A 26,389-nucleotide genomic window follows, 5' to 3' on the forward strand; every position below is an offset into this window, starting at 1 on the left:
TGCCACCGTGGCCCCGTGAACCCCGCCCCCAAGAACGGCCACGCCTACCTCGACTTCAACGCCCCGATGTCGGACGCGCGCGCCTACGGCCTGATCACCACCCTGCAACCGCTCGCGGGGAAGACGGTCGTCGACTTCGGCTGCGGCTGGGCCGAACTGCTGCTGCGCGTCCTGGAGACGGAGCCGACCGCGCGGGGGCTCGGGGTGGACGAGGACGCGTCGGGCGTCAGCCGCGGCCGGGAGAACGCGGAGAAGCGCGGCATCCAGGAGCACGTCCGGCTCGACCTGGCGAACGTGACCACGTGGGAGGCGCCGCTCGCGGACGTGGCCATCTCCATCGGGGCCAGCCACGCGTGGGGCGACACCCGCAAGACCCTCGAAGCCATGCACGAGCGGATCAAGCCCGGCGGCACGCTCCTGCTGGGCGACGCGTTCTGGGAGCGGCCGCCCGGCGCCGACGTCCTGGCCCGCCTCGAAGCGACGCCGGACGACTACGGCACGATCGCCGAACTGGTCGACCTCGCCATGGCCACCGGGTACCGCCTGCTGTCGCTCGCGACGGCCAGCCTCGACGAGTGGGACAGCTTCGAGTCGCGCTGGTGCGCCGGCCGGGAGCGCTGGCTGCTGGAGAACACGGACCACCCCGAGGCCGCCGAGGTCCGCGCGGTCGTGGACGCGCACCGCGACACGTGGCTGCACGGCTACCGCGGTGTCCTGGGCTTCGCCTACCTCACGCTGGCGCGGGTGTGACCACCTTCCTGGAGACCGAGCGGCTGGTGCTGCGCCGGTTCACCGAGTCCGATGTGGACGCCCTGGTCGCGCTCGACGGCGACCCGGAGGTCATGCGGTACATCACCGGCGGCGCGCCGACGCCGCGCGCCGAGGTCGTGGCCGACTACCTGCCCGCGTACTTCGCCTACTACGAGCGGTTCGCGGGCTTCGGCTTCTGGGTCGCGGAGGACCGCGCGGGGGAGTTCCTCGGCTGGTTCCACTTCCGGCCGCGGCCGGAAGACCCGCCGGGCCAGGTCGAGCTGGGCTACCGGTTCGTCAGGGCCGCGTGGGGTCTCGGGTACGGCACCGAGGGCTCGAAGGCGTTGATCGACAAGGGTTTCCGCGAATTCGGCGTCGAGCGCGTCTACGCCGAGACCATGGTGGTCAACACCGGGTCGAGGCGGGTCATGGAGAAGTCCGGGCTGCGGCAGGTCCGGATCTTCCACCAGGACTGGCCGCACCCGATCGAGGGCAGCGAGCACGGCGACGTCGAGTACGCGCTCACCAGGTCGGAGTGGGCCGCCCTAGCGTGAGTGGATCATCAGCAGGGCCACCTTGCCCGGCAGCAGGATCTCGCCGACCGGCTCGAAACCGCCCGCGTGGAACGACGCGATGGCCCGCTTGTTGCGCACGTCCGGCTCCAGCAGCACGCGGGTGCACAGCGGATCGGCCTCGAACAGGGCCTCGGTCAGCACCGGCAGCACGGACCGGACCAGGCCGCGGTCGGTGAGCGCGAGGTCGCCCACGGCGACGTGCACGCCGATGTCGTGCGGCAGCGCCCGGTAGCAGCGGGCCACCTGGTCGCGGGCCGCGCGGTAGATCTCCAGGTACAGCATCGGCGTCCCGTCCCGGCCCACCAGGCACGGCAGCGAGTGCACTCCCTTGAGCTGCGTCCGCAGCTCCCGGTCCCACAGCTCGCGCGACCACGCCTGCTGCCAGAACGCCGCGACGTGCGGCGACTGCATCCACCGGTGCACCAGTTCGAGGTCGAGGGTGTCCGGGTCGACGGCGCGCGCGGACCACCCGTCCGCCAGTGACGGCAGCGGGGGAGCGGGCACGCCGACCAGGTCGGCGTCCTCCGGTGGACGGTTCGCGCCAGGCCTCGACACGGCCCGGTAGTCGTCCAGGTTGGTCACCGGCCGCACCGGTCCTCCAGTCCGCTGTAACGATCACTTCACTGCCGGTGACCACGCTAGTCGGAGCAACGGCGATCCAATCGGGTCCATTCGGGGGACGCACGCTAACCTTGGGGCCCTTCCACACCGTGAATTCCCCCAGGAGGATCCGTGTCGCCAGGGCAGATCGCCGCGCTGGTAGCAGCAGGCGCTTTCGTGCTGCTCGTGCTGCTGCTGGCGATTCCGTTGATCAAGCTCGGTAAGACGTTGGACGAGGCGACGATCGCGATCCGCAAGGCGCACGAGAACACCGACCCGCTGTTCACCGGGGCCAACCAGACGTTGACCCACGTGAACACGCTGTTGGAACGCGTCGACGGCATCACCGCGAACGCCCGAGCGGTCACCGGGAACGTCTCCGCGCTCACCTCGCTCTTCACCGCCACCCTCGGCGGACCGCTGGTCAAGGCCGCCGCGTTGTCGTACGGCGTCAGCAAGGCCGTCCGGGCGCGCCGCAAGGCCGCCGAGACCCCCAACAAGCACGCCCGCCGCAGGCCGCGTGGAGGTAAGCGATGAGCCGGCTGTTCTGGTTCGCCGCGGGTGCCGCCGCGGGTGTGTTCGCCGTCCGCAAGGTGGGCCAGGTGACCCACCAGGTCACCCCCGCGGGCATCGGCGAGAACGTCGGCAACGGGCTCCGCGAGCTCGCGGGCGCGCTGGGCTCCTTCGGGGCCGAGGTGCGCGCGGGCATGGCCGAGCGCGAGGACGAGCTGAAGGAGAGCGTCGAGCGCCAGACCGGGTACACGCCCGGCAGGTACTCGACCGAGCCCGCCCGCCGCTCCTCCGGCGCGCGAGCGCGCCGGGCGGACGGCTGAGCCACTCCGTCCGCCTTCCCGCGCCCCTCCGACCGCACCACCCCCCTGAAGGACACCGCCGTGCAGACCCACGAGATCATCAAGCGTTTCCGCGAGCACTTCGAGCGCGCGGGCCACACCGTCGTGCCCAGCGCCTCGCTGCTCCTGGACGACCCGAACCTGCTGTTCGTCAACGCGGGCATGGTGCCGTTCAAGCCGTACTTCCTCGGCGAGGCCCCCGCGCCGTACGAGCGGGCCACCAGCGTCCAGAAGTGCGTGCGCACCGGTGACATCGAAGAGGTCGGCAAGACGACCCGGCACCTGACGTTCTTCCAGATGGCGGGCAACTTCTCGTTCGGCGACTACTTCAAGGAAGACGCCATCCGGCTCGCCTGGGAGCTGATCACCAAGTCCCAGGCGGACGGCGGCTACGGCTTCGACCCCGAGCGCCTGTGGGCGACCGTCTACCACGACGACGACGAGGCGTTCGACCTGTGGCAGAAGGTCGCGGGCCTGCCGCCGGAGCGCATCCAGCGCCGCGGCATCGAGGACAACTACTGGTCGATGGGCGTTCCCGGCCCGTGCGGCCCGTGCTCGGAGATCTACTACGACCGCGGGCCGGAGTACGGCCGCGAGGGCGGTCCCGTCGTCGACGAGGACCGCTACCTGGAGATCTGGAACCTGGTCTTCATGCAGAACGAGCGCGGACCGGGTGGCGCGAAGAAGGACTACCCGATCCTCGGCGAGCTGCCCGCGAAGAACATCGACACCGGCATGGGTGTCGAGCGGGTCGCGTTCCTGCTCCAGGGCGTGGACAACGTCTACGAGACCGACCTCGTGCGCGCCGTCATCACCAAGGCCGAAGAGCTTTCCGGTCGGAAGTACGGTGCCGACAAGGTCGACGATGTCCGGTTCCGCGTCATCGCGGACCACGCCCGCAGCAGCGTCCTGCTGGTCGGCGACGGCGTCACCCCCGGCAACGAGGCCCGCGGCTACGTGCTGCGCCGCCTGCTGCGCCGCATCGTCCGCTCCTCGCGCCTGCTGGGCGTGACCGAGCCGGTGCTGCCGGTGTTCGCCGAGGTCGTCCGCGACACCATGGGCCAGGCCTACCCGGAGTTGGTCGAGAACTTCGTCCGCATCCAGCAGATCATGCGCGCGGAGGAGGACACGTTCCTCCAGACGCTCGCCGCCGGGTCGCGGATCTTCGAGAACGCCGCCGACGCGATCAAGGCCGACGGCCGCGCGACGCTGCCGGGCGACAAGGCGTTCCAGCTCCACGACACGTACGGCTTCCCGATCGACCTCACGCTGGAGATGGCGTCCGAGGCCGGTCTGACAGTCGACGAGGACGGCTTCCGCAAGCTGATGGCCGAGCAGCGCGCCCGCGCCAAGGCCGACGCGGCGGGCAAGAAGACCGGCCACGGCGACCAGACGGTCTACCGCGAGCTGCTGGACCTGGGCGCGACCGAGTTCGTCGGCTACACCGACCTCGCCGCCGAGGCGACCGTGCGCGGCATCGTCCGCGAGGGCGCTCGGGTCAAGACCGCCCGCGAGGGCGACATCGTGGAGGTCGTGCTCGACCGCACGCCCCTGTACGCCGAGTCCGGCGGCCAGGAGAGCGACGCGGGCGTGATCGTCTCCGACGGCGCCGAGCTGGAGGTCGTCGACGTCCAGAAGGTCGCCCGCAAGCTGTGGGTGCACCAGGTGCGCGTGGTCAGCGGCGAGATCGCTGAGGGCCAGCACGTGGAGGCGCGCGTCGACCAGGAGTGGCGCACGGGGGCCCGCCAGGGCCACTCGGGCACGCACGTCGTGCACGCCGCCCTGCGGCAGGTGCTCGGCCCGTCCGCGTTGCAGAGCGGCTCGTACAACAAGCCCGGCTACCTGCGGCTCGACTTCGCGTGGACCGGTGGTCTGTCCGAGGAGACCCGCAGCGAGATCGAAGAGGTCTCGAACCTGGCCGTCCGCAAGGACCTGCCGGTCCGGGTGGTCTACACGGACATGAACGGCGCGCAGGAGCTCGGCGCGGTCGCGCTGTTCGGCGAGACCTACGACGAGTCCGTCCGCGTCGTCGAGATCGGCGGCCCCTGGTCGCGCGAGCTGTGCGGTGGCACGCACGTCGAGCACTCGTCCCAGATCGGCCCGGTCACGCTGCTCGGCGAGTCCTCCGTCGGCTCCGGCGTGCGGCGCATCGAGGCCTACGTCGGCATCGAGGCGTTCCGCTTCCTGGCCCAGGAGCGGGCGCTGGTGCAGAACGTCGCGGGCCTGCTGAAGGTGCCGAACGCCGAGGTGCCCGGCCGCGTCGAGGCGCTCGTGGAGCGGCTGCGCGTGGCCGAGAAGGAGCTGGAGCGCCTGCGCGGCGCCCAGTTGCTCTCCTCCGCCGGTCAGCTCGCCGACAGCGCGCTGGACGTGCGCGGGGTGGCCCTGGTCGCTCTCGCGCTGCCTGAGGGCACCTCGGGGGCCGACCTGCGCACGCTGGGCACCGAGGTGCGCAACCGGCTCGGCTCCAAGGCGGGCGTCGTGGCCCTGTTCGCGCCGGACGGCGCCAAGGCCAGCTTCGTCGTGGCGACCACCGCCGCGGCCCGTGACCTGGGCCTGGCCGCGGGCAAGCTCGTGCCCTCGTTCGCGCCCGCCCTCGGCGGCCGCGGCGGCGGCAAGCCCGACCTGGCGCAGGGCGGCGGCACCGACCCGTCGGGGATCCCGGCGGCCATCACGGCGCTGCGCACCGAACTCGATCGCGCGGTCGAATCCCGTTGACCAGCCCCGATCGACCCGGCGTCGACGACCCCGGCCGCGGCAGGCGGCTCGCCGTCGACGTCGGGTCCGTTCGGGTCGGGGTCGCGATCAGCGATCCGAGTCCCTTCCTCGCCACCCCACTCGCTACTCTGGTCCGTGACGAAAAGACCGGCAGGGACCTGACGGAACTCGCCGGACTCGTCGTCGAGCACGACGTGGTCGAGGTCGTGGTCGGGTTGCCCAGGACCTTGGCCGGACGGCACGGACCGGCAGCGGAGGCGGCGTCCGCGTACGCTGCCGCCTTGGCCGACCGGATCGCGCCGGTGCCGGTGCGGTTCACCGACGAGCGGTTGACGACCGTCGTCGCGAGCCGTGTACTGGCGCAGAGCGGCGTACGAGGCAAGAAACAACGTGCCGTTGTAGACCAGGCCGCTGCGGTGGAGATCTTGCAGTCCTGGCTAGACGCACGCGCGCGATTCGTGGCCCGGTCCGCTGAGGAGGATCGAGCCCCCGGAGCGAAGGACAGCACGTGAGCGACGACCTCGGGTTGTTCACCGAACCTGACGTGCACACGGACGAGCGGCAGCGCCGTCCGCGGGGCAAGGCGGTGGCCGCCGCACGACGTGCCCAGGTCCGGCGCAAACGCACCATCCTGTGGACGGTCGTGGCGCTGGTGCTCGGCCTCGGCGGCGTGGGTGCCTACTACGGCTACCAGACCCTGTCAGGCATCGGCTCGTTCGAGGACTACGCGGGCGCGGGCGAGACCGACGTCGTCATCGAGGTCAAGGACGGCGACCCGGTCACCGCCATCGCGGCCACGCTGAAGGACCAGGGCGTCACGGCGAGTTCCCGCGCGTTCACCGAGGCGGGCAAGACGGACGCCCGCCTGACCGGCATCCAGCCGGGCTTCTACCTGATGAAGACCAAGATGTCCGGCACGGCGGCGGTCGCCCGGATGCTCGACAAGAACACGAAGATCACGCCGCTGGAGGTCAAGGGCGGCAACGTCCTGCACGACATCACCGGCGGTGACGGCAAGGTCACGAAGGGCATCCTGTCGATGCTGTCCGAGGCGAGCTGCCTCGAACTGGACGGCGTCAAGAAGTGCGTCAGCCCCGAAGAGCTGCGCACGGCCGCGGAGACCGCGGACCCGGTCGCCCTCGGCGTGCCGGAGTGGGCGCTGTCGGACGTGAACAGGGTCGAGAAGGCGCACCGCCTCGAGGGCTTCATCGCCCCCGGCCTCTACCAGCTCAAGCCCGGCGCCACGGCCGTGGAACTGCTGAAGAGCGTCATCACGACGTCCGTGACCCGGCTGGAGAGCTACGGCGTGCTGGCAGGCGGCAAGACCACCGGCTTCCGGCCGTACGAGATCCTGACCATCGCCTCCCTGGTGGAGAAGGAAGGCCTCACCAAGGACTTCGGCAAGGTGTCGCGGGTCATCCACAACCGCCTGGCCGTCAACAAGATCCTGGAGTTCGACTCGACGGTCAACTACAAGTTGGACAAGCCGAACATCAGGACCAGCGACGCGGACCGCGAAGCCGCGGGTCCGTACAACACCTACTCCGCCGAGTCGAAGGGGCTGACGCCGACGCCCATCGGCTCGCCCGGTCGGGAAGCCATCGAGGCCGCCATCAACCCCGAGCCCGGCAAGTGGTTGTACTTCGTGAAGTGCCAGAAGGACGGCACGTCCTGCTTCAACGAAACCTTCCCGGAGCACGACAAGACCGTCGCCAAGGCGATCCAGGAAGGCGTCTTCTAAGGCCATGCCGTCCCGCGCCGCCGTCATCGGTTCGCCGGTGTCGCACTCCCTGTCGCCCGTGCTCCACAACGCCGCCTACGAGGCGTTGGGCCTCGACTGGACGTACTCGCGGGTCGAGTGCGACGAAGCCGGTGTGCCCGCGCTGGTCGCGGGTCTCGACGACTCGTGGACCGGTCTGTCCGTCACGATGCCTGGCAAGCGCGCCGCGCTGGCCGTGGCGACCTCGGTGACCGAGCGGGCCGCCGTCGTCGGCGCCGCCAACACGCTGGTGCGCGTGCCGGACGGGTGGCGGGCGGACTGCACCGATGTGGACGGTGTCGTCGGCGCGCTCCGGCACGCGGGCGGTTTTTCCGGTGGTACCAGGGGTTTGCTGCTCGGCGCGGGGGGAACGGCCACCGCCGCCCTCGCCGCGTTCGCCGCGCTGGGACTGTCCGAAGTGGACCTGGTCGTCCGCGACGCGGCCCGTGCGGCGGAGGCCGTCGCCTGCGCGTCCAGGCTCGGTCTGGGCCTGTCGGTGGTGAGCTGGGCGTCCGCGGACTTCGCCGCGCTGGCCTCGGCGTCGGACGTCCTGGTGAGCACCGTGCCGCCGTCGGCGACCGAGCCCGTGGCGTCGTCGCTGGCGAAGGCGCCGTGCCTGCTGGACGTCATCTACCACCCGTGGCCCACGCCGCTGGGCCTCGCGGTCCTCGACCAGGGCCGCACGATGGCCACCGGCCTGGACATGCTGCTGCACCAGGCTTTCGGGCAGGTCGAGCAGTTCACCGGCCAGGCGGCCCCCCGTGAAGCCATGCGGAAGGCGCTGAGCGCCGCCACCGGCGACGTGCTGCCCCTGCCGATCGCCTGAGCGACCGGCAGGGGCCCGCCCCTACGGGAGGGGCGTGGCGTAGAGGATCCGCTGCTTGTCGTGCTCGGTGACCGTCCACAGCTCGCCGCGGCCGGGCCAGTAGGACAGGTCCTCGACACCGATGGCCACGTCGCGCTCCGGACTCCCCGCTTCCAGCACCCCGGCGCTCGCCTTCCAGGCGCTCTGGAGGTGGCCCGGTCCGGTCGTCCCGCCGCCGGTGCTGTTGAGGTACCACAGGCCTCCGGTCGAGACCGCGCCCTGCACCCTCGGCGTGTGCAGCCGGAGCGCTTCACTGGCCTGCCAGTGCCCGCCCGCGTTGGTGAGCGGCGCGCCGGTGTCCTGGTTCATCGGCCACCGCGCGACCCGTCCGTTGAGGTCCGCGTTGTTCTGGTCCGCGCAGTACTCGCCGGTGGTGATGGAGTGCGGGCTGGTGCTGCGGTCCAGCGAGATGTAGGAGAACTTCTGCGGGCCCGAGGCGAGGCACTTGTAGTCCGCGGGGAACGACGCGAGGCCACCGGGGTTCGTCCAGCCGGAGATCTGCGGCATCACGTAGCGGTAGCCGTAGCTGTAGTACGTGCCGTCCTGCCTGCCGACCTTCTCGGTGTCGGTGACGTTGCCGTTGGCGGCGGACTTGATGTCGAAGATGTAGCGCATGTCGAACACCCGGACGCCGCGGTTGGTGTCGGCCAGGTACAGGTAGTTGCCGTACCAGACGATGCCGCCCGCGTGCACGCTGCCGCCGTTGCCCGCCTGGGGCGCGGTCACCGCCTCGTAGGAGGGGTTGCCGGAGCCGTTGATGTACGGGTAGGCGAGCAGCACGTGCTGGTAGTTGCCCGTGTCGGGGTCCAGGAAGGAGACCCGCACGCCCTTGGCGGGCGAGGTTTCCTTGTTGTACCAGCTCACCAGGATGGCCCGCTTGTCACCCCAGAGCTGGTCGGCCTGCGCGTCGGCGACCGTCGTCACGCCCTGCGGCACCCAGAGCGTGGTGTCGACATCGCCCTTGGTGAAGCAGAACTGCCTCAGGACCGGCATCGTGTTCGTGCTCAGCGCGGGCGACGTGCAGTCCTCGCCCTTGGGCGCGTCGTCGCGGTTCGCCTGGATCAGGATGTTCTGCACGCCCAGCTTGGGCAGCTCCTGGTCCAGGTCGTTGACGACGAGGCCCTGGGCGAGGTTGGACGGCACCAGGCGGAAGTCCGCCACCGATGGCGCCGTGGCCGCCGCCGCGGTGCCGGGCGTGACCACCGCCAGCGTCGACGCCGCCAGCGCCGCGGACGCGGCGAGCAGGGACAGCGCGTTCCTGTTCCTCAATCGTGCTCCTCGAATAGGGGTCGGAGGTCCGACCTCCCCGCACCCTAGTGAGGCTCGCTGGTACGCGGCCCGCGCTGTGGCCGGAAGCACGAGGAGCCCGTGCGTCCGAAGTGGACGCACGGGCTCCTCGTTGGTGCGGCTCGGGCGAATCAGCCCTCGTCGAGATCCGTGGCGATGATCTCCGCGATGGCCTCCAGCGCGGCGTCCGCGCCTTCGCCGTCCGCGGACAGCACCACTTCGTCGCCGTGCATCGCGCCGAGCGTCATCAGGCCGAGCACGCTCGCGGCCTCCACCGGTTGGCCGTCGTCCTTGCGGATGGTGACCTTGACCGGCTGTCCGGCGGCGGCCTTCGCCAGCAGTGCCGCCGGCCGGGCGTGGAGTCCGACCTTGCTCGCCACGGTGACCCGTCGCTCAGGCATGATCCGTCCTTTCCTTGGTGCTCCCCGAGGGGAGTCAGTCCCTCAGCGGCTTGCCGGAGGTCGTGGAGGTCTCGGAAGCGGTGACGACGCTGGGGTCGGCCTCCGGGTCCTCGTCGTCCTCGCGGCCGGGGGTCTTCAGGTTCCACTTGGTGATGACGAAGCGGAACAGGAAGTAGTAGATCGCCGCGTAGACCAGGCCCATCACGATGAGCAGGTACGGCTTGGTGGCGATGTTCCAGTTCAGGATGAAGTCGATCGCACCGGCCGAGAACGAGAAGCCGTCGTGGATGCCCAGCGCGTTGGCGATGGCCAGCGAGGTGCCGGTCAGCACCGCGTGGATCAGGTACAGCGGCCACGCGACGAACATGAACGCGAACTCGAGCGGCTCGGTGACACCCGTGATGAACGAGGTGAGGGCCGCGGAGCCCATGATGCCGGCGATGATCTTCTTCTGCGACGGCTTGGCGGTCTGCCAGATGGCGAACGCCGCGGCGGGCAGGGCGAACATGAAGATCGGGAAGAAGCCGGTCTGGAAGGTGCCCGCGGAGGGGTCGCCCGCCAGGAAGCGCGGGATGTCACCGGTCTTGACGACGCCGTTGGCCTCGTACTCGCCGAAGACCTGCCACACGAAGGTGTTCGGGATGTGGTGCAGGCCGAGCGGGATCAGCAGGCGGTTGACCGTGCCGTAGATGCCCGCGCCGACGATCGTGCTCTCCGAGACCGTGTCGCCGAACCAGGTCAACGCCTTGTCGAACAGCGGGTAGAGCAGGCCGAGCACGACACCGATGATGATCATGACACCGGCGACCAGGATCGGCACGAAGCGGCGGCCACCGAAGAACGCCAGGTACGGGGGCAGCTTGATGCGGTAATACCGTTGCCACAAGGCCGCTGTCACGAGACCGACGATGATGCCGGTCAACACCCGGTAGTCGATCAGTTCCTGCTTGGCGGTCGCTGGTGCGTCCGCCGCGAGCGGCAGCACGAACGGCGACAGCGCCTTGAACACGCCCTGCACGACGACGAAGCCGACGACGGCCGCCAGAGCGGTCGAACCGTCACCACGTCGCGCGAAGCCGATCGCCACACCGACCGCGAACAGCAGCGGCAGGTTGGCGAACACGGCGTCACCGGCTGCGCCGATGACCGCGGCCACCTTGTTCCAGCCCAGACCGTCCTTGCCGAGCAAGTCGTCTTGGCCGAGTCGCAACAACAGGCCTGCCGCTGGCAGCGCGGCGATCGGCAGCATCAAGCTGCGACCGAAGCGCTGGAGCGCGGCAAGTCCCTTGATCTCGCGACCGCCGGTCGCCTGTGGGGCGCTGGCGCTCATCGGGTACCTCCCTTGGCGGAGTGCGGGCCGGAATCCGGGACGGTCCGGTCCAATTGCATCGTTACCTGGTAAAGATCGCCCCGGTACCAGGAAGTCATGTCCTCGACCGGCCTGCCCAGCGAGCTGGCGACGCGGCGGAAGACGAGGAGCGAGCTGCCCTTGCGGACGCCGAGCAGCTTCGCGGTGTCGGCGTCGGCGCTCTCGGCCCACACCGTCTGCTTGGCGTGGTCGAGCTGAACGCCGTAGGTGTCCGCGATCAACGTGTAGAGCGATGTGGACAGGTCGTGGCGGCGGAGTTCCGGCACCATCCTGGGGTTGTACCAACCGCGTTCCACGGCGAGCGGGATCCCGTCGGCCCTGCGCAGGCGGACCAGTTGGTACGCGCGCTCCCGCGAGGGCAGGTCGAGCGCGCTCGCCGCGGCCTCCGGCGGGATCGCCTCGTCGAGGCTCAGCACCTCGGTGGCGGGGGTCATGCCGCGCTTGCGCATGTCGTCGGTGAAGGACTCCAGGTAGAGCTGGACGTCCAACCTGCGGCGGGCGGTGAACGTGCCGCGGCCCTTGGCTCTGGTGAGCAGGCCCTCGGCGACGAGCTGCCCGACCGCGGCGCGCACGGTGATGCGCGACACCTGGTAGCGGTCCGCGAGGTCGCGTTCGGACGGGATCGGCGAACCGGGCTGGAGCTCCTGCTCGGCGAGGCGGCGCAGGATGTCGCGCAACTGGGCGTGCTTCGGCTTCGGACCGTCCACGATCCTCGTGGGAGTCTCCCGCTCGCCCATGTGCACCTCCCCGCTCTCGCTTGCGGCCGACCTCATTGGTACTTTCCGGTCTAGACCAGTTTGTGCGGGGAGAATGCTCTCCGTGCGGAGCGGGTGTCAACCGCCGTTACGTGACCGTGGCCAAGCGGTGTCACCAGTCGAGAGAGGACACGAAGTGGCTGACGAGAAGGCGGAGAAGATCCTCGCTGCGCTCGGCGGGGCGTCGAACATCATCGAGATCGAACCGTGCATCACCCGCCTGCGGTGTGAGCTCGAAGACGGTTCGGTCGTCGACGAAAAGGCCCTGAAGGCGTTGGGCGCGCACGGTGTCATGCGCCAGGGCAACGTCGTGCAGGTCATCGTCGGTCCCGAGGCGGACACGATCGCCAGCGACATCGAGGACCTCCTGTGACCCTGAGCGTGGGGAGCCCGGTGGCCGGTCGGGTCGTGTCCCTGACCGAGGTGCCGGACCCGGTCTTCGCCCAGGCGATGGTCGGACCGGGCATCGCGGTCGAACCGGACAGGGTCGCCGCGGACGTCGTGTCCCCGGTCGACGGCACGATCGTGACGCTGCACCCCCACGCGTTCGTCGTGGCCACCGAGAGCGGCGCCGGGGTGCTCGTGCACCTCGGCATCGACACGGTGAAGCGCAAGGGCGAGGGCTTCACCCTGCACGTGGTGAAGGGCGAGACCGTGCGCGCGGGTCAGGCCGTCGTGAGCTGGGACCCCGCGGAGGTCGAGGCGGCCGGGTTCTCGCCCATCTGCCCCGTCGTGGCGCTGGACGCCCCGGCGGACTCGCTCGGGGAGTTCTCCGAGGGGGCCACGGTCGCCGTCGGCGACCAGCTCTTCTCCTGGCAGCGCTGATCTCACGCGGGTGCCCTTCGACGCATGTGGCGCATCGAAGGGCATCCGCGTGACGGCGTCCAGTCCCCGTGTGGGTCGTTCCGGTGAACGCCGTGCGAGGTTCACCCGTCCGGGGCTGTGTGAAAGGTCCGTTCGGCGGTGCTCGTTCTTGTGCGACAGGGAGTTCCCGCCGGATCGTTGACGGCATGCACTGGACGGTCTTGGGATTCCTGGCGGGAGCCGCGGGCGCGTGGCTGCTCCGCCGCCTGCGTCGCGGCGCGGTCGTGCACTGGCTGTGGTGCGCGACCCCGAACTCGGTCCTGTGGACCGTGGCGGCCCATCGGCACCCCCCGCCGCACTGGCTGGCGGTGACGCTCGCGCTCGGCTGGCTCGCCGTGCTGCTGACGGCGACGGACGTGCTCCACCGCCGATTACCCGACGCGCTGACGCTCCCCGCGTACCCCGTCCTGGCGGTGCTCCTCGTGCCCGCGGGTCTCGACGTGGGCGTGCGCGCCCTGGTGGGTGGCCTGGTCTTCGGGGTCGGCCACCTGGTGGTCCGGCTGTTCTCGCCGGGCGCGCTCGGCGGTGGCGACGTGAAGCTCGCCGTGCCGTTGGGGGCGGTGCTCGGGGCGGTCTCGTACGGGGCGCTGGCGCTCGGGGCCGTCCTCGCCTCCGGCCTGTCCCTGCTGGTCGGGCTCACCCGTCCGGATGGCGGGATTCCGCACGGGCCGGGTCTGCTGGCTTCGACCTGGGTGTTAGCGGTGTTCCTCCTGTGAAAGGATTCGTCCGTGCTGCGCTGGATCACCGCTGGGGAATCACACGGACCCGCTCTCGTCGCCGTGCTGGAAGGCATGGTCGCGGGGGTGGAGGTCACCACCTCGGACCTGACGGTCCAACTGGAACGCCGGAGGCTGGGCTTCGGCCGCAGCCCCCGCATGGGGTTCGAGGCGGACGAGGTGGCCATCCTCGGAGGCGTGCGCCACGGCCTCACCCAGGGCGGGCCGATCGCCGTGACCATCGGCAACAGCGAGTGGCCGAAGTGGGAGAAGGTCATGTCGGCCGACCCGGTCGATCCGAGCCAGCTCAAGTCGACCGGTCGCAACGAGGCGCTGACCAGGCCTCGGCCGGGTCACGCGGACCTGCCGGGCATGCAGAAGTTCGGCTTCGACGAGGCTCGTCCGGTGCTGGAGCGCGCCAGCGCCCGCGAGACCGCCGCGCGCACGGCGCTGGGCACGGTCGCCCGGAACTTCCTCAAGCAGGTCTTCGACGTCGACATCGTCAGCCACGTCGTGTCCATCGGCGGCGCGAAGACGCCCGAGGACGCGCCCGTGCCCGGCCCCGGCGACCTGGCCGCGGTCGACGCGAGCCCGGTCCGCGCGTTCTCCCCGGAGGGCACCGCGGCGATGGTCGCCGAGGTCGAGGCCGTCAAGGACGCGGGCGACACCGTGGGCGGCGTCATCGAGGTCATCGCGTACGGCCTGCCGCCGGGCCTCGGGTCGCACGTGCACTGGGACCGCAGGCTCGACTCCCGCCTCGCCGCCGCGCTGATGGGCGTGCAGGCGATGAAGGGCGTGGAGATCGGCGACGGCTTCACCACCGCCACCCGCTGGGGCAGCCAGGCGCACGACGAGATCGACCGCGGCAAGGGCCCGTCCGGCGTCACCCGCCGCAGCAACCGCGCGGGCGGCCTGGAGGGCGGCATCACCAACGGCGAGCCGCTGCGCGCCAGGGTCGCGATGAAGCCGATCTCAACCGTCCCGAAAGCACTGTCCACTGTGGACGTCCGCACCGGCGAGGCCGCCGTGGCCATCCACCAGCGCTCGGACGTGTGCGCCGTACCCCGCGCGGGCGTCGTGCTGGAGTCCGTCGTCGCCCTCGTCCTGGCCGAGGCCGCACTGGAGAAGTTCGGCGGCGACTCGCTCACCGAAACCAAGCGCAACGTGGCCGCGTACCTCTCCGCCCTAGAGGCCCGCTGGGAAGGCCTGTGAACCACCCCCACCCCACCACCCCACCCCCGATCCCGACCCCAACCGACCCCCGCCCAGCCACGGCCCTGGACGGCGTGCCGGTGGTCCCGGAGGTAGCCGGGTCAGGGCGTGCGGCGGCTCCAGGCGGCGTGCCTGTGATCCCGGACCTGACCGGGCTCCGGCCTGCCACGGCTCCGGACGGTGTGTCGGTGGTTGCGGTCGCGGCCGGGCTCCGGCCTGCCACGGCCCCGGGCGGCGTGCCGGTGGTCCCGGAGGTAGCTGGGCCAGGCCGTGCGGTGGTTCTGGGCGGCGTGTCGATGGTGCCGGACCTGGCTGAGCTCCGGCCTGCCGTGGTTCCGGGCGGCGTGCCGGTGGTTCCGGTCGCGTCCGGGCTTCAGCCTGCTGTGGTCTCGGACGGCGTGCCGGTGGTCCTGGCCGTGGCCGGTCCAGGGCACGCGATGGCCCTGGAGAGTGTGGTCGCGGACGTGGCCGAGCTTCGACCTGCTGCCGTTTCGGGCGGGGTGTCTGTGGTTCCGGTCGTGGCTGTGCTTCGGCCTGCTGTGGTTTCGGACCCTTTGTCCGTGGTTCTGGACGTGTTCCGGCCCCGGTCCGCCCCGGCCTTGGGCATCGTGCCCGTGGTCGCGGACCCGAGCCTTCCCAAGTCGGCCATCCGCTGTGGAGTGGTCTCACCGCGTTCCCGACCGTCGTCCGACAGCAGTCGCGTGGAACCTGCACTGGCCTGCCGACGCTGTCCGCGTGGGGTGGCACGGTCTGTCGGTTCCGCGCGCCGTCGTGTGTCGCGAGTGTTCCTGCCAGGAAGGACGGCGGTTCTGTGAGCGTTCCCGCCTACGTGGTCCTCGGCCCGCCCGGTGCGGGCAAGACGACCATCGGTCAGATGCTGGCCGAACGGCTCGGGCTGCCGTTCCGCGACGTGGACGAGGACATCGTCGCGAGCGCGGGCAAGCCGATCTCGGACATCTTCACCAGCGACGGCGAGCCGGTGTTCCGGGCGATGGAGGAGCAGGCCGTCGCGGACGGGCTGAAGACGCACGAGGGTGTGCTGGCGCTCGGTGGCGGCGCGGTCCTGTCGGCCGCGACCAGGGAACGCCTGGCCGGGCACACCGTGGTGTTCCTCAACGTCGGCATGGCGGAGGGTGTCCGGCGCACCGGTCTGTCCAGCGCGCGCCCACTGCTCACCGGCATCAACCCGCGAGCGACGTTCAAGGCACTGCTCGACGCCCGCCTCCCGCTCTACCGGGAGGTCGCGACGATCGAGGTCGTGACGGACCACCTCAACCCGGACCAGGTCGTCGACGCCGTCCTCGACCAGCGCTGACGGTGGAGTCGACCCGCGCCGAAGTGCTGGCGCACCGCGCGGCGGCGCAAGACCTGCACGGCGGCGCCGAGCTGGCAGCCCTGGACGTGCTCACGCTCGGCTTCGTCGACAGCCCGCCGAAGACGGGTGGGGCAGGGCTGGCCGTTCGCGTCGGACCGGAGTTCTCCTGGTCGGACGCAGACGAGAGCCGTGCCGCCCGGTCGAGACCGGGCAGGCCGGGGCGCGCCGGGCCGGGGTCGGACGAGTCGACGTTGGGCAGTCCGGAAATGGACAGTCCGGGACCTGGCCGGTCGGGGCTCGGCGGGGTGGTGGCAGACGGTCCGGGATCTGCCGAGGCGGACGCGGGTCGGTTGGTTCGGGTGCTCAGTCTGCGGGGTGCGCCGCATCTGCACCGTGCGGCTGACCTGCCGGTGTTGCGTCGGGAGTTGAGGCCGCGTGCGCCGCGGCAGTGGGCCGCGTGGATCGGTGGGTTCGACGCGCCTGATCCTGGTGGGCTTGATCTGCTGGTGGAGTTGCTGCACCGGGAATTTCCCGGTGACCGGGCGACCAAGGGTGAGCTGTCGGCCGTGGTGAGTCCGCTGCTGCCCGCGGACTGGACGCCGTGGTGCGAGCCGTGCGGGGCGCACCACGTGATGGACGGGTTGTTCCGGTTGGGCACGTTGCTGGCCGGGATCGAGCTGGACCACGTCGGGGCGAGGCTGGTGTTCCGGAAGCCGGTCGGGCCGGTGCCCGTCGTCGAACCCGAGGGTGAGCCGACGTTGCTGCGCGCCTACGCGCGGCTGGTCGGGCCGTTCGCGAAGGCGGACGCGGAGAAGTGGCTCGGCGCCGGGCCGCCGTCCGAGTGGCCTTCCGGCCTGCGGTCGGTGGTGGTGGACGGGCGGAAGCTGCTGGCGGTGGAGGCCGTGGCCGCGGCGCCACCGCCGCCCGCCGGGCTGCTGTTGTTCCCGCGCGACCCGTACCTGCTCGGCCCACGCTGGCTGGTGGCGCCGGACGCCGCCGTGGCCAAGCGGGTGTGGCGGGCGGTCGGCAGTCCGGGCGCGCTGGTCGTGCACGGCGAGGTGGTGGGGGACTGGCGGTACACGTTCAGCGGCCGCACGGTGACGTTCCACGTGCGGGGCTGGAAGAGGATCAGGGGTGAGGCGCGCAAGGCGCTCGGCGACCAGGCCGAACTGCTGGCCGCGGTGTGGGGCGGGCAGGCGCTGGAGCCGAACGTGGTCGAATGGTCGTGACGTCGACCCCTCCCCGGACCGGAGCGGGGTGGTCCTGCTCGGGTCGGCGGGCGGGGTCTCCGCGGATCGCCGCCCGGTGTGATCGCCACGGCGCGGAGGCCGTCCGCCCGCCACGCGCGAAGTTCGCTTCCCCCGGCTGAAGCCGGGGATGTCCACGGAGAGGTCCTGATGAACGAGGGAGAACGCTGATGGGCGAGCCGGTGCGGATCCGCGTGGCCGCGGAACGACCGTACGACGTGGTGGTGGGGCGCGGTCTGCTCGGCGACATGGCGGAAGCCGTGCAGGGCATCGCCAAGATCGCGATCATCCACCCTCCCACGCTCGTCGAGACCGCCGAGGCGCTGCGCGAGACGCTGGCCGCGGGTGGTGCCGACGCGCACCGCGTCGAGATCCCGGACGCGGAGGACGGCAAGGACCTCCCCGTCGCGGGCTTCTGCTGGGACGTGCTCGGCAAGATCGGCCTGAGCCGGTCGGACGCCGTGATCGGGCTCGGCGGGGGGGCGGTGACCGACCTCGCGGGGTTCGTCGCCTCGACGTGGATGCGCGGCGTGAAGCTGTTCAACGTCCCGACGACGCTGCTCGGCATGGTCGACGCGTCCGTCGGCGGCAAGACCGGCGTCAACACGTCGGCGGGCAAGAACCTGGTCGGCACGTTCTACGAGCCCACCGCGGTGTTCGCCGACCTGGCGACGCTGGACACGTTGCCGCGCAACGAACTCGTCGCGGGCATGGCCGAGGTCGTCAAGGGCGGTTTCATCGCCGACCCGGTCATCCTCGACCTGATCGAGGCCGACCCGGAGGCCGCGCTCGACCCGGCGGGCACCGTGTTGGAGGAACTGGTCCGGCGCAAGATCCAGATCAAGGCGGACGTCGTGTCCGCGGACCTCCGCGAGTCCGACCTGCGCGAGATCCTGAACTACGGCCACACCCTCGGCCACGCCATCGAGCGCCGCGAGCGGTACAAGTGGCGCCACGGCGCGGCGATCAGCGTCGGCCTGGTGTTCGCCGCCGAACTCGCCCGCCTCGCGGGCCGGTTGGACGACGCGACCGCCGACCGCCACCGGTCCGTGCTGACCAAGCTCGGCCTGCCCACCAGCTACGACCCGGCCGCGCTGCCGCAGCTCATGGAGGGCATGCGGGTGGACAAGAAGAACCGCGCGGGCGTGCTCCGCTTCGTCGTGCTCGACGGCCTGGCCAAGCCCGGCAGGCTCGAAGGCCCCGACCCGTCCCTGATCGCCGCGGCTTACTCGGCCGTCGCCGCCGAACCGACCACGGGCGGAGGCGTCCTGCTGTGAAGGTCCTCGTTCTCAACGGCCCCAACCTGGGCAGGCTTGGCACCCGCGAACCCGACGTGTACGGCAGCACCACGTACGCCGACCTGGTCGCGCTGTGCGAGGCCACCGGCCGCGAACTGGGCCTGGAGGTCAACGTCCGCCAAACCGACTTCGAGGGCGAGATGCTCGGCTGGCTCCACGAGGCCGCCGACCACCAGTACCCCGTGGTCCTCAACCCGGCCGCGTGGACCCACTACTCGGTCGCCGTCCGCGACGCCTGCTCCCAACTCACCGCCCCGCTGGTCGAGGTGCACATCTCGAACGTCCACAAGCGCGAGGACTTCCGCCAGCACAGCTACATCTCCGCCGTCGCCGAGGGCACCATCCTCGGCCTGGGCGTCCAGGGCTACGCCCTCGCACTGCGCTGGCTGGCCACCAAGGCCTGACCGGCCTGACTGGCAGTCCGTGGTGAAGGCGCGCGCGACCCCGGAGACGGACGAGTTCTCCGGGGTCGCGGTCCACGGGCACCTGGACGGCCACCACACCCACCGGGCAGCTACTTGTGGATGATCCGCAGCGGCCGGATCCGACCGTCCTGCTCGATCACCGTGGCGGCGTAGTCGCCGCTCAAGGTGAAGTACGGCCTGGCCGCGTCCTGGCCGGACTGCCGCCGGACGGTCGCCGAGTAGCTGCCGACGACGTGGATGATCCCGAACTCCGGGTCGAAGTCCTGCCTGGCGTTCGCGTTCGGAGGCGGGTCTCCCTCGTAGGCCCAGGTCACGTTCTTGACGACGGGAACCGCGTTCGTCGTCGGACAGCCGACCGGCATCGGTGCCGACGTCGCCCCGGCGCACCGGACGAACTCGTCCCGGACCACCGCGGAGACCTCCTGGGCCGTCGACCCCGGACGCCGCTTCACGATCTTGCCCGCCAGGGCGTCCTCGACCCGGTACACGTTGTCGATCGTCGTGCTCTCCCCCTGCCAGGGGAGTTCGGTCTGGAAGTGGAACGCCTGGGTGTCGTGCTTCGGCCCGTTGGCCGTCTCGTAGTCGACCAGCATCACGGCGTTGCCGCGGGCGTGGAACTTGCCGTTGTTCCACACGACCTCCGCGCCGTCGATCGGATCGCCGACCAACGTCCACCGGACTCCGTGAGCCGGAAGCGGGGAGTCCAAGCCCTGGGGGCAGTTGGCGGGCTGCAAGACCACCTCCGCCGCGCAGGACAGGAGCTTCTTCCCCACGACGTCCAGCACGGCCTTGGTGCTCGACGCCACCGGCCGTGCTCCCTGTTCGACCGGGAACGGGGTTCTGCCGATGTTCCCGCCGTCGCCCTGCGACAGGTAGAGGAGCAACCCGGCGACGAGGACGAATCCGACGAAGCCCGCGGCGGGTTTCTTGTCGTCGGAGTCGGGGTCGGGCTCGTCACCGCTCCCGCCACCACCGCTCCCGCCGCCTGCCGAGTGGAGCGTGAGCCGATGGATGGTTCCCGCCTGCACCACCGGCCCGACGACACTGCCCGACATGTCGTTGCTGGTGCCCCGGTGTGCCGCTCGGCGCGCGCTGCTGTTCATCTACCACCTTCGTGCCGTGCCACCAGGGATGGGTGCGAGAGGCTTGGTGCCGTGGTCGGTGATCGACCGTGCTCATCGCGATCACATCGTCGCCCTCCCAAGGCATCCACGATCCGCAAAACTGCGGCAACTTGGCGATCTCCCGCTGCTCGGCCGAAGTGATTGGAAGGACTACGTGACCCACGGAGCGTTGCACCACGTTGAACTCTGGGTGCCCGACGTCACCCGTGCGGAAGCCACCATCGGGTGGCTGCTGCGAGAGCTGGGTTGGGTCGAGTACCAGCGTTGGTCTGCCGGGGTCAGTTGGCGGCTCGGGCCGACCTACGTGGTCGTCGAGCGGTCGCCCGCGATGGGGAGTGGGCCGCATGAGCGGACGCGGCCGGGGCTCAATCACCTCGCGTTGCACGTCGGAGGGGTGGAAGCGGTGGAGGCGTTGGTGGTGGGGGCGCGGGAGCGCGGGTGGGTGTTGATGTTCGCGGATCGGCATCCGCACGCGGGCGGGCCGGAGCACTACGCGGCGTACCTGGAGAACGAGGACGGGTTCGAGGTGGAACTCGTGGCTACTACTGGCGAGTAGTCACCTGGACGGGTGAGTTGATCTTCTACACTGGGTGGCGATTCGCCGAGGGGTCAACCAAGTGGAGGACAGCTCCCGCATGTCGAGGCTTCTCCGGATCGTGGCGACCGCGTCCGTCGCCGCACTGCTGCTGTCGTCCTGCGACGGGGGCGTCACGATGAACCAGGCGGAGGGCACCGGGGGCGTCGCGCCGCCGGTCGCCCCCCAGAAGCAGGCGCAGCGCGCCACCCCGAAGGACCCGGTGGCGGTCGCGTCGGACCGGTCGCGCGGCAGCGCGGGTGTCATCGCGGTGGGCGGCGGCGACTCGCCCTACAACTACGGGCCGACGGTGCTGGTGGAGAACGGCCGCAACCGGATGTGGTGGTGCAGCCAGCTCGGTTACGCCGTCCCGGCGGGCGACGACCTGCTGTACGCCGAGAGCGCCTCGCTGACCGGGCCGTTCACCGCGCCCAACGGCGCCACGGCCCAGCCCGTGCTCAGCGGCAGCGTCACCGGCTTCGACGGCGTGCACACCTGCGACCCGTCGGTCATCCACGTCGGCCAGACCTACTACCTCTACTACACCGGCGCTTCCGGCGACCACGCCCACGGCAACGCGATCGGCGTCGCCACCAGCACCGACGGCATCTCGTGGCAGCGTGCGCACAACGGCCAGCCGATCGTCGGCCCGGCCTACGACACCATCCGCGACAACACCTACGGCGCGGGCCAGCCCGCTGTGCTTCACCTGAACGGCTGGTTCTACCTGATGTTCACCGACACCACCGGCTCGGCGGCGGGGTGGAACGGCGCGGGCCAGTTCGTGCTGCGGTCGAAGGACCCGCTGTTCCTGTCCGGCGTGCAGGCGCTGGGCGTGCGCGGGTTCTCCGCCGTGTCCGGCACCAACTCGCCGCGCGCCCGTTCGGTGGTCGACGCGTTCAGCGCGGACTGGATGTGGGTCGAGGCGCTCGACGCGTTCGCCATCGCCCACGAGACCGACACCGGCACGACCATCACCTTCTGGAACTCCGACTTCACCCTCACCCCGTATGAGCCGGTCACCGTGCCCGGCCCGTGGCGCGAGGGCCCAGGTCTCGTCCGCACGTCCGAGGGCCACGCCCCCGTCGCCGCCGACGACCCGTGCGGCCGCGTGCCGATCGACGTCGTCCGCGCCACCGTCGACGGAGCGGCGGGCGCGCCGACCGACCTGACCCACTTCGGCATGGACCTCGCGGGCGTGCCCGGCTGCGCCACCAAGGAAGCGGCCACCGTGCTGGACGGCGTCGCCGTCCCGTCGCCCGAGCGGACGATGGACCTGGTCGTCGGCGGCAAGGTCGTCCGGCTGGAGCGGCGCTCCGTCACCGACCGCCTCGCCAGGACCGTGCTCGACCACCGCCCGGCGATCGTCGACCAGCTCCCGGTGGCCGCGCTCATCCCGGCGGGCGCGGAGGTCCTGCGGTCGCCCGACGGCCAGACCGGCGTGCTCGTCGACGACGACCAGCTCTGGCTCATCGGCGCGGACGACGTGGCCGCCCTCAACTCCTCGCCCGTCCGGCACACCACGCGGGCGGAGTTCCTCAAGTACACCCCGGCCGGAGACCTGACCAAGCTCCGCGGCTAGTGCGACCCCTTGGGCTGCGGCGCCACGTTCCCCAGGCCCATCCCGACCGCCGCCGACGCCAGCACCACCAGCGCGGTGAACGCGGCCCCGCCGGTCAGCGCGGGCCACAGCGACTCGACACCGGTCTGGTCCACCAGCGCGCCGGTGCCGACCACCCCCACCACCCCGGCCAGCGGCCCCGCCACCAGCGAGGCGAAGAACCAGCACATCCCACGCCCGTCGAACCGCCGCCACGCGTCCAGCGCGCCCCACAGCACCGCGATCACCACGACGAGCCCGAACGCGATCACCCGGACCGACGAGCCCGCTTCGGGACTGCGCACGTTCACCGCCACGACCCCCGCCTGCACGGCGCCGTGCAGCAGACCCATCCAAAACCCCCGGACCAGCCACGCACCCATGCCGGACAGGGTAGTGCCAGGTGGGACCATGAGTACCTGCACGGAGGGAGACAGGTGGATCACGGCCAGCACGCTTTGGCTTCCGGCCAATCGACGGTGAACCAGGCGGGACGCGACGTCGTGGTCAACAACTACGCCGCCGGACCTCCGACCGGCGCGTGGAACGTTCCGCCCCGCAATCCGAACTTCGTCGGCCGCGTGGACGCCTTGGCCACGCTCGACGGTCTCGCGGTTCAAACAGTTCGCGGGATGGGCGGCGTCGGCAAGACCCAGTTGGCGGTCGAGTACTGCTACCAGAACTCGGATAGCTACGACGTCGTTTGGTGGATCTTCGCCGAAAACCGGGCCCTGATCCCGGACCAGCTTCACCTGCTCGGCAAGGCCCTCCGCCTCGACCTCCCGGCCGATACCAGGGCCGCTGTGCCGTTGCTGCTGTCCCACCTGCGCAACCGGGGCCGTTGCCTGCTGGTGTTCGACAACGCCGAATCCGTGCACGACATCAGGGACTACCTGCCCTGGTGCCGGGTCTTGGTGACGACCAGGCGGGCTGGGTTCGACGCCCTTGGCGACGTGCTGGATCTCGACACCTTCACCCGGCCCGAATCGATCACCCTGCTTCGTCAGCGGGCCATGATCTCCGAAGGAGGAGCCGATGACCTGGCCGTCCTGCTGGGTGACCTGCCACTCGGGCTGGAACAGGCCGCTGCCTACTTGAAGCAGACCGGCATGCCGGTCGACGAGTACCTGAACCTGCTGCGCAGCAACCCCGAGTTGATGGCTGGCCAGGGCGTGGACGGCCACCGTCCGGCGTCGGATTCAACCCTGGCCACGGTGTGGACCATGAGCTTCACCCGGCTCGACCCTAGAGCCGCGACCGTGCTGCAGGTCTGCGGTTACCTCGGCCCCGAGGCGATCCCGCTCTCCCTGTTCGACGAGTTTGGTTCGCCCAGTATGGCGGTCGCGCCGCTGGTGGACTACTCGCTGGCGCAGCGCGTCGACGATCGACTGGTCATGCACCGCATGGTGCAGTTGGCGGCTCGGCGCAACGCGGAGGACGTGGCCTGGCCATCACCGCACCCGCTGGTTCGTGCCGCGACCCTGCTTTCGCGGGCACTACCCAGAGACCACGAAGGTCCCGAGTCATGGCCAGTGTGGCGGATTCTGCTTCCGCACGTCCTCACCGTGCTCGGCCACGATCTCAAACTCGGGCTGCTGGACGGCGACCTGCTCGTGCGCCTGCTGGACCAGGCCGGAGCCCATCTTCAGGATTTCGGTGAGTTCGACAAGAGCCGGGAACTGCTCGAGCGTGCTCTTCTGGTTGCCGAAGGGGCGGCGTGCCCGGACCACCGCAACGTCGGGACGATTCTGAACAACCTGGCCGCGGTGTTCATGGAACTGAGCAGGCCCGCCGACGCGTTGCCTCTGCTGGAACGATCGCTCGACATCGCGGAGTCTGCAGGAGGGCGTGACTGCTTCGCGATCGGCTCAATACTTAACAACCTCGGGCTGGTTCAACGCGACCTGGGCGACCTGGTCGCGGCTCGGGAGTGGCTCGAACGGGCGCTGGCGGCGGACCAAGCCGATTTCGGGGCCGCTCACCCGCAGGTCGCTATCGTCCAGAACAACCTGGCACTCGTCTTGACCGATCTCGGTGACCTGGTCGGTGCACGCCGCCTGCTGGAGGAGGCGTTGAGGGTCGGCGAGGCGACCCTCGCTCCAGGGCACCCCGCCATCGCCACCCGGTTAAACAACCTCGGCCTGGTGCTGGGGAAGCTAGGTGACCTCGCCATGTCGCGGATGGTGCTCGAGCGCGCACTCGTGATGGACGAGGCGTCGTTCGGCCCCGTGCACCCGACGATCGCGACCCGCTTGAGGAATCTCGCGGGAATCCTGCGCAAGCAAGGGCTCGCTGCAGAGGCGAGGCCGCTGCTGGACCGGGCCGGTGAGATCGATGACCGACTTCCGTAGCCCTGTGCGACGCGGCCGATACCCCTACTCTGCTGGTATGCCGCTGCACGCACCGCGTCGCGCCGCACTGCGCGCCATGCTCGTGGACCAGGGCCTCGACGCCCTGCTCGTGACCGACCTCCTGAACGTCCGGTACCTCACGGGCTTCACCGGGTCGAACGCCGCGCTGCTGGTGGCCGCCGACGGCGAGAAGCGCACGGTGTTCTGCACCGACGGGCGCTACCAGACGCAGTCGCGGTCGCAGGTCCCGGACCTGGAGCGGGTCATCGACCGGCCGTGCGACCTGGCGCTGGCGGCCAGGGCGGGCAAGGACGGGCACCGGGCGGTCGGGTTCGAGAGCCAGCACGTGACGGTGGACGGCCTGGACGGGCTCGCAGGCGTGGTGGACGGGTTGGTGCGGGCGTCCGGGCTGGTCGAGCGGCTCCGGCTGGTGAAGGACGACGCCGAGGTCGATGCCCTGCGGATGGCGTGCGCGGCGGCCGACCGGGCGCTGGTCGACCTGATCGAGCACGGCGGTCTGCGGGTCGGGCGGACCGAGCGGGAGGTCGCGCGCGAGCTGGAGAACCGGATGCTCGACCACGGGGCGGACGGGCCGTCGTTCGAGTCGATCGTGGCGGCCGGGGCGAACTCGGCGATCCCGCACCACCGGCCGACGGACGCGGTGCTCAAGGCGGGCGACCTCGTGAAGCTGGACTTCGGGGCGCTGGTCGGCGGCTACCACTCCGACATGACGCGGACCCTCGTGCTCGGCCAGGCGGCGGACTGGCAGCGGGACCTGTACGACCTGGTCGCGCGGTCGCAGGCGGCCGGGCGGGCGGCGTTGCGGCCGGGCGTCGACGTGCGCGCGGTGGACGCGGCGTCCCGGCAGGTGATCGTGGACGCGGGGTACGGGCCGCAGTTCCTGCACGGGCTCGGGCACGGCGTCGGTTTGCAGATCCACGAGGCTCCGGCGCTGTCCAAGTCCGGTGAAGGTACACTTTCCGCCGGTATGGCGGTCACCGTCGAGCCCGGCGTCTACCTGTCGGGAGAGGGTGGTGTCCGCATCGAGGACACGCTCGTGGTGCGTGAGAACGCGCCGGAGCTCCTCACCCTGACCACGAAGGAACTCGTGGTCGTCTAAGCGCCCGCTCCGCCGGGCCCGCCCCTTGAGACAACAGGAGAGACCACCACCGTGGCCACGACCAACGACCTGAAGAACGGCCTGGTGCTGAACCTCGACGGCCAGCTCTGGACCGTCACCGCGTTCCAGCACGTCAAGCCGGGCAAGGGTGGCGCCTTCGTGCGCACCACGTTGAAGCACGTCCTGTCCGGCAAGGTCGTGGACAAGACCTTCAACGCGGGCACCAAGGTCGAGACGGCCACCGTGGACAAGCGGACGATGACGTTCCTCTACAAGGAGGGCAACGACTTCGTCTTCATGGACAACGACACGTACGACCAGATCACCGTGCCCAGCGAGACCGTCGCCGACGCCGCGGGCTACATGCTGGACAACACCGACGCGATGGTCGCGACCCACGAGGGCGTGCCGCTGTTCGTGGAGCTGCCGACCTCGGTCGAGCTGCTGATCCAGCACACCGACCCCGGCCTCCAGGGCGACCGCTCCACCGGCGGCACCAAGCCCGCCACGCTGGAGACCGGCGCCGAGATCCAGGTGCCGCTGTTCGTGACCACGGGTGAGAAGGTCAAGGTCGACACCCGCGACGGTCGCTACCTCGGCCGTGTGAGTAGCTGAC

28 protein-coding genes are annotated in these 26,389 nt (G+C 70.7%); 21 read left to right on the forward strand and 7 right to left on the reverse strand.

Annotated features, from left to right (window positions below):
- Nucleotides 1-15: 15 nt before the first annotated feature.
- On the forward strand, nucleotides 16-750 hold the full coding sequence (locus NZH93_RS31565; RefSeq protein ID WP_259626908.1) for an SAM-dependent methyltransferase: 735 nt from the start codon (nucleotides 16-18) through the stop codon (nucleotides 748-750).
- On the forward strand, nucleotides 747-1,304 hold the full coding sequence (locus NZH93_RS31570; protein WP_259626909.1) for a GNAT family N-acetyltransferase: 558 nt from the start codon (nucleotides 747-749) through the stop codon (nucleotides 1,302-1,304). The genes NZH93_RS31565 and NZH93_RS31570 overlap by 4 nt, the downstream gene beginning before the upstream one ends.
- On the opposite strand, the gene NZH93_RS31575 is transcribed toward NZH93_RS31570, so the two are convergent.
- On the reverse strand, nucleotides 1,296-1,907 hold the full coding sequence (locus NZH93_RS31575; protein WP_259626910.1) for a GNAT family N-acetyltransferase: 612 nt from the start codon (nucleotides 1,905-1,907) through the stop codon (nucleotides 1,296-1,298). The two genes, NZH93_RS31570 and NZH93_RS31575, sit on opposite strands and share 9 nt — an antisense overlap.
- A 150-nt stretch (nucleotides 1,908-2,057) precedes the next feature.
- Between NZH93_RS31575 and NZH93_RS31580 the strand changes: the two genes are divergently transcribed.
- The 6 genes from NZH93_RS31580 to NZH93_RS31605 are packed head-to-tail and all read left to right on the forward strand — an operon-like array spanning nucleotide 2,058 to nucleotide 8,076.
- Nucleotides 2,058-2,462, forward strand: a complete 405-nt coding sequence (locus NZH93_RS31580; protein WP_259626911.1) for a DUF948 domain-containing protein — start codon at nucleotides 2,058-2,060, stop codon at nucleotides 2,460-2,462.
- Entirely contained in the window at nucleotides 2,459-2,758 is a 300-nt protein-coding gene (locus NZH93_RS31585; protein ID WP_259626912.1) for a hypothetical protein, read from the forward strand. The genes NZH93_RS31580 and NZH93_RS31585 overlap by 4 nt, the downstream gene beginning before the upstream one ends.
- A gap of 60 nt (nucleotides 2,759-2,818) precedes the next feature.
- Nucleotides 2,819-5,491 carry an alanine--tRNA ligase gene (alaS, locus tag NZH93_RS31590; RefSeq protein WP_259626913.1) on the forward strand — a complete coding sequence of 891 codons (2,673 nt, stop codon included), beginning with the start codon at nucleotides 2,819-2,821 and terminating at the stop codon, nucleotides 5,489-5,491.
- The gene (ruvX, locus tag NZH93_RS31595) at nucleotides 5,488-6,003 is read left to right on the forward strand and encodes a Holliday junction resolvase RuvX (RefSeq protein WP_259626914.1); all 516 of its coding nucleotides are present in this window, start codon (nucleotides 5,488-5,490) and stop codon (nucleotides 6,001-6,003) included. Before alaS ends, ruvX begins: the two co-directional genes overlap by 4 nt.
- Complete coding sequence (mltG, locus tag NZH93_RS31600; protein ID WP_259626915.1) at nucleotides 6,000-7,232, forward strand: endolytic transglycosylase MltG; 1,233 nt, start codon at nucleotides 6,000-6,002, stop codon at nucleotides 7,230-7,232. Before ruvX ends, mltG begins: the two co-directional genes overlap by 4 nt.
- Before the next feature lie 4 nt (nucleotides 7,233-7,236).
- Entirely contained in the window at nucleotides 7,237-8,076 is an 840-nt protein-coding gene (locus NZH93_RS31605; RefSeq protein WP_259626916.1) for a shikimate dehydrogenase, read from the forward strand.
- A gap of 21 nt (nucleotides 8,077-8,097) precedes the next feature.
- On the opposite strand, the gene NZH93_RS31610 is transcribed toward NZH93_RS31605, so the two are convergent.
- From NZH93_RS31610 to NZH93_RS31625, 4 genes are all read right to left on the reverse strand, one after another.
- The gene (locus tag NZH93_RS31610; RefSeq protein ID WP_259626917.1) at nucleotides 8,098-9,384 is read right to left on the reverse strand and encodes a hypothetical protein; all 1,287 of its coding nucleotides are present in this window, start codon (nucleotides 9,382-9,384) and stop codon (nucleotides 8,098-8,100) included.
- Nucleotides 9,385-9,533: 149 nt separating this feature from the next.
- The gene (locus NZH93_RS31615; RefSeq protein WP_259626918.1) at nucleotides 9,534-9,803 is read right to left on the reverse strand and encodes an HPr family phosphocarrier protein; all 270 of its coding nucleotides are present in this window, start codon (nucleotides 9,801-9,803) and stop codon (nucleotides 9,534-9,536) included.
- Nucleotides 9,804-9,837: 34 nt separating this feature from the next.
- A complete protein-coding gene (locus tag NZH93_RS31620) occupies nucleotides 9,838-11,133 on the reverse strand; it encodes a PTS transporter subunit EIIC (RefSeq protein ID WP_259626919.1) in 1,296 nt (431 codons plus the stop codon).
- The gene (locus NZH93_RS31625; protein ID WP_259626920.1) at nucleotides 11,130-11,909 is read right to left on the reverse strand and encodes a GntR family transcriptional regulator; all 780 of its coding nucleotides are present in this window, start codon (nucleotides 11,907-11,909) and stop codon (nucleotides 11,130-11,132) included. Before NZH93_RS31625 ends, NZH93_RS31620 begins: the two co-directional genes overlap by 4 nt.
- Before the next feature lie 154 nt (nucleotides 11,910-12,063).
- Between NZH93_RS31625 and NZH93_RS31630 the strand changes: the two genes are divergently transcribed.
- The 8 genes from NZH93_RS31630 to aroQ all read left to right on the forward strand — a co-directional run bounded on the left by NZH93_RS31630 (nucleotide 12,064) and on the right by aroQ (nucleotide 18,983).
- The gene (locus NZH93_RS31630) at nucleotides 12,064-12,300 is read left to right on the forward strand and encodes a PTS sugar transporter subunit IIB (RefSeq protein ID WP_259626921.1); all 237 of its coding nucleotides are present in this window, start codon (nucleotides 12,064-12,066) and stop codon (nucleotides 12,298-12,300) included.
- The gene (locus tag NZH93_RS31635) at nucleotides 12,297-12,752 is read left to right on the forward strand and encodes a PTS sugar transporter subunit IIA (RefSeq protein WP_259626922.1); all 456 of its coding nucleotides are present in this window, start codon (nucleotides 12,297-12,299) and stop codon (nucleotides 12,750-12,752) included. The genes NZH93_RS31630 and NZH93_RS31635 overlap by 4 nt, the downstream gene beginning before the upstream one ends.
- 185 nt (nucleotides 12,753-12,937) lie before the next feature.
- Nucleotides 12,938-13,507 (forward strand): prepilin peptidase, encoded by a 570-nt coding sequence (locus tag NZH93_RS31640; protein ID WP_259626923.1) that lies wholly within the window; start codon nucleotides 12,938-12,940, stop codon nucleotides 13,505-13,507.
- Between the two features lie 12 nt (nucleotides 13,508-13,519).
- A complete protein-coding gene (gene aroC, locus NZH93_RS31645; protein ID WP_259626924.1) occupies nucleotides 13,520-14,719 on the forward strand; it encodes a chorismate synthase in 1,200 nt (399 codons plus the stop codon).
- A gap of 811 nt (nucleotides 14,720-15,530) precedes the next feature.
- Nucleotides 15,531-16,034, forward strand: coding sequence for a shikimate kinase (locus NZH93_RS31650; protein WP_259626925.1), 504 nt, complete (start codon nucleotides 15,531-15,533; stop codon nucleotides 16,032-16,034).
- Nucleotides 16,035-16,036: 2 nt separating this feature from the next.
- Nucleotides 16,037-17,263, forward strand: coding sequence for a DNA glycosylase AlkZ-like family protein (locus NZH93_RS31655; RefSeq protein WP_259626926.1), 1,227 nt, complete (start codon nucleotides 16,037-16,039; stop codon nucleotides 17,261-17,263).
- 188 nt (nucleotides 17,264-17,451) lie between these two features.
- Nucleotides 17,452-18,558, forward strand: a complete 1,107-nt coding sequence (gene aroB / locus NZH93_RS31660) for a 3-dehydroquinate synthase (protein WP_259626927.1) — start codon at nucleotides 17,452-17,454, stop codon at nucleotides 18,556-18,558.
- Entirely contained in the window at nucleotides 18,555-18,983 is a 429-nt protein-coding gene (aroQ, locus tag NZH93_RS31665; protein ID WP_259626928.1) for a type II 3-dehydroquinate dehydratase, read from the forward strand. The genes aroB and aroQ overlap by 4 nt, the downstream gene beginning before the upstream one ends.
- A 110-nt stretch (nucleotides 18,984-19,093) precedes the next feature.
- Here the strand turns inward: aroQ and NZH93_RS31670 are convergent, their stop codons facing one another.
- A complete protein-coding gene (locus NZH93_RS31670) occupies nucleotides 19,094-20,107 on the reverse strand; it encodes a hypothetical protein (protein ID WP_259626929.1) in 1,014 nt (337 codons plus the stop codon).
- Nucleotides 20,108-20,282: 175 nt separating this feature from the next.
- Between NZH93_RS31670 and NZH93_RS31675 the strand changes: the two genes are divergently transcribed.
- Nucleotides 20,283-20,684, forward strand: a complete 402-nt coding sequence (locus NZH93_RS31675; RefSeq protein ID WP_259626930.1) for a VOC family protein — start codon at nucleotides 20,283-20,285, stop codon at nucleotides 20,682-20,684.
- Between the two features lie 79 nt (nucleotides 20,685-20,763).
- Nucleotides 20,764-22,284 (forward strand): beta-xylosidase, encoded by a 1,521-nt coding sequence (locus NZH93_RS31680; protein ID WP_259626931.1) that lies wholly within the window; start codon nucleotides 20,764-20,766, stop codon nucleotides 22,282-22,284.
- On the opposite strand, the gene NZH93_RS31685 is transcribed toward NZH93_RS31680, so the two are convergent.
- Nucleotides 22,281-22,685, reverse strand: coding sequence for a B-4DMT family transporter (locus NZH93_RS31685; protein WP_259626932.1), 405 nt, complete (start codon nucleotides 22,683-22,685; stop codon nucleotides 22,281-22,283). The genes NZH93_RS31680 and NZH93_RS31685 overlap by 4 nt on opposite strands.
- A 54-nt stretch (nucleotides 22,686-22,739) precedes the next feature.
- Here NZH93_RS31685 and NZH93_RS50900 point away from each other — a divergent pair, with 54 nt between their 5' ends.
- The 3 genes from NZH93_RS50900 to efp are packed head-to-tail and all read left to right on the forward strand — an operon-like array spanning nucleotide 22,740 to nucleotide 26,388.
- Nucleotides 22,740-24,653, forward strand: a complete 1,914-nt coding sequence (locus NZH93_RS50900) for a tetratricopeptide repeat protein (protein ID WP_259626933.1) — start codon at nucleotides 22,740-22,742, stop codon at nucleotides 24,651-24,653.
- 37 nt (nucleotides 24,654-24,690) lie between these two features.
- On the forward strand, nucleotides 24,691-25,773 hold the full coding sequence (locus tag NZH93_RS31695) for a M24 family metallopeptidase (protein ID WP_259626934.1): 1,083 nt from the start codon (nucleotides 24,691-24,693) through the stop codon (nucleotides 25,771-25,773).
- Between the two features lie 51 nt (nucleotides 25,774-25,824).
- Complete coding sequence (gene efp / locus NZH93_RS31700; RefSeq protein WP_259626935.1) at nucleotides 25,825-26,388, forward strand: elongation factor P; 564 nt, start codon at nucleotides 25,825-25,827, stop codon at nucleotides 26,386-26,388.
- Nucleotide 26,389: the final 1 nt, after the last annotated feature.

The organism is Umezawaea endophytica (assembly GCF_025061645.1).
GTDB lineage: Bacteria > Actinomycetota > Actinomycetes > Mycobacteriales > Pseudonocardiaceae > Umezawaea > Umezawaea endophytica.

Bases quoted from the DNA above. Each gene is read 5' to 3' on its own strand.
- NZH93_RS31585 (WP_259626912.1), top strand. From the start codon at position 2,459: ATGAGCCGGCTGTTCTGGTTCGCCGCGGGTGCCGCCGCGGGTGTGTTC.
- NZH93_RS31605 (WP_259626916.1), top strand. From the start codon at position 7,237: ATGCCGTCCCGCGCCGCCGTCATCGGTTCGCCGGTGTCGCACTCCCTG.
- NZH93_RS31615 (WP_259626918.1), bottom strand. From the start codon at position 9,803: ATGCCTGAGCGACGGGTCACCGTGGCGAGCAAGGTCGGACTCCACGCC.
- NZH93_RS31620 (WP_259626919.1), bottom strand. From the start codon at position 11,133: ATGAGCGCCAGCGCCCCACAGGCGACCGGCGGTCGCGAGATCAAGGGA.
- NZH93_RS31625 (WP_259626920.1), bottom strand. From the start codon at position 11,909: ATGGGCGAGCGGGAGACTCCCACGAGGATCGTGGACGGTCCGAAGCCG.
- NZH93_RS31640 (WP_259626923.1), top strand. From the start codon at position 12,938: ATGCACTGGACGGTCTTGGGATTCCTGGCGGGAGCCGCGGGCGCGTGG.
- aroB (WP_259626927.1), top strand. From the start codon at position 17,452: ATGGGCGAGCCGGTGCGGATCCGCGTGGCCGCGGAACGACCGTACGAC.
- NZH93_RS31670 (WP_259626929.1), bottom strand. From the start codon at position 20,107: ATGAACAGCAGCGCGCGCCGAGCGGCACACCGGGGCACCAGCAACGAC.
- NZH93_RS31680 (WP_259626931.1), top strand. From the start codon at position 20,764: ATGTCGAGGCTTCTCCGGATCGTGGCGACCGCGTCCGTCGCCGCACTG.
- NZH93_RS31685 (WP_259626932.1), bottom strand. From the start codon at position 22,685: ATGGGTGCGTGGCTGGTCCGGGGGTTTTGGATGGGTCTGCTGCACGGC.
- NZH93_RS31695 (WP_259626934.1), top strand. From the start codon at position 24,691: ATGCCGCTGCACGCACCGCGTCGCGCCGCACTGCGCGCCATGCTCGTG.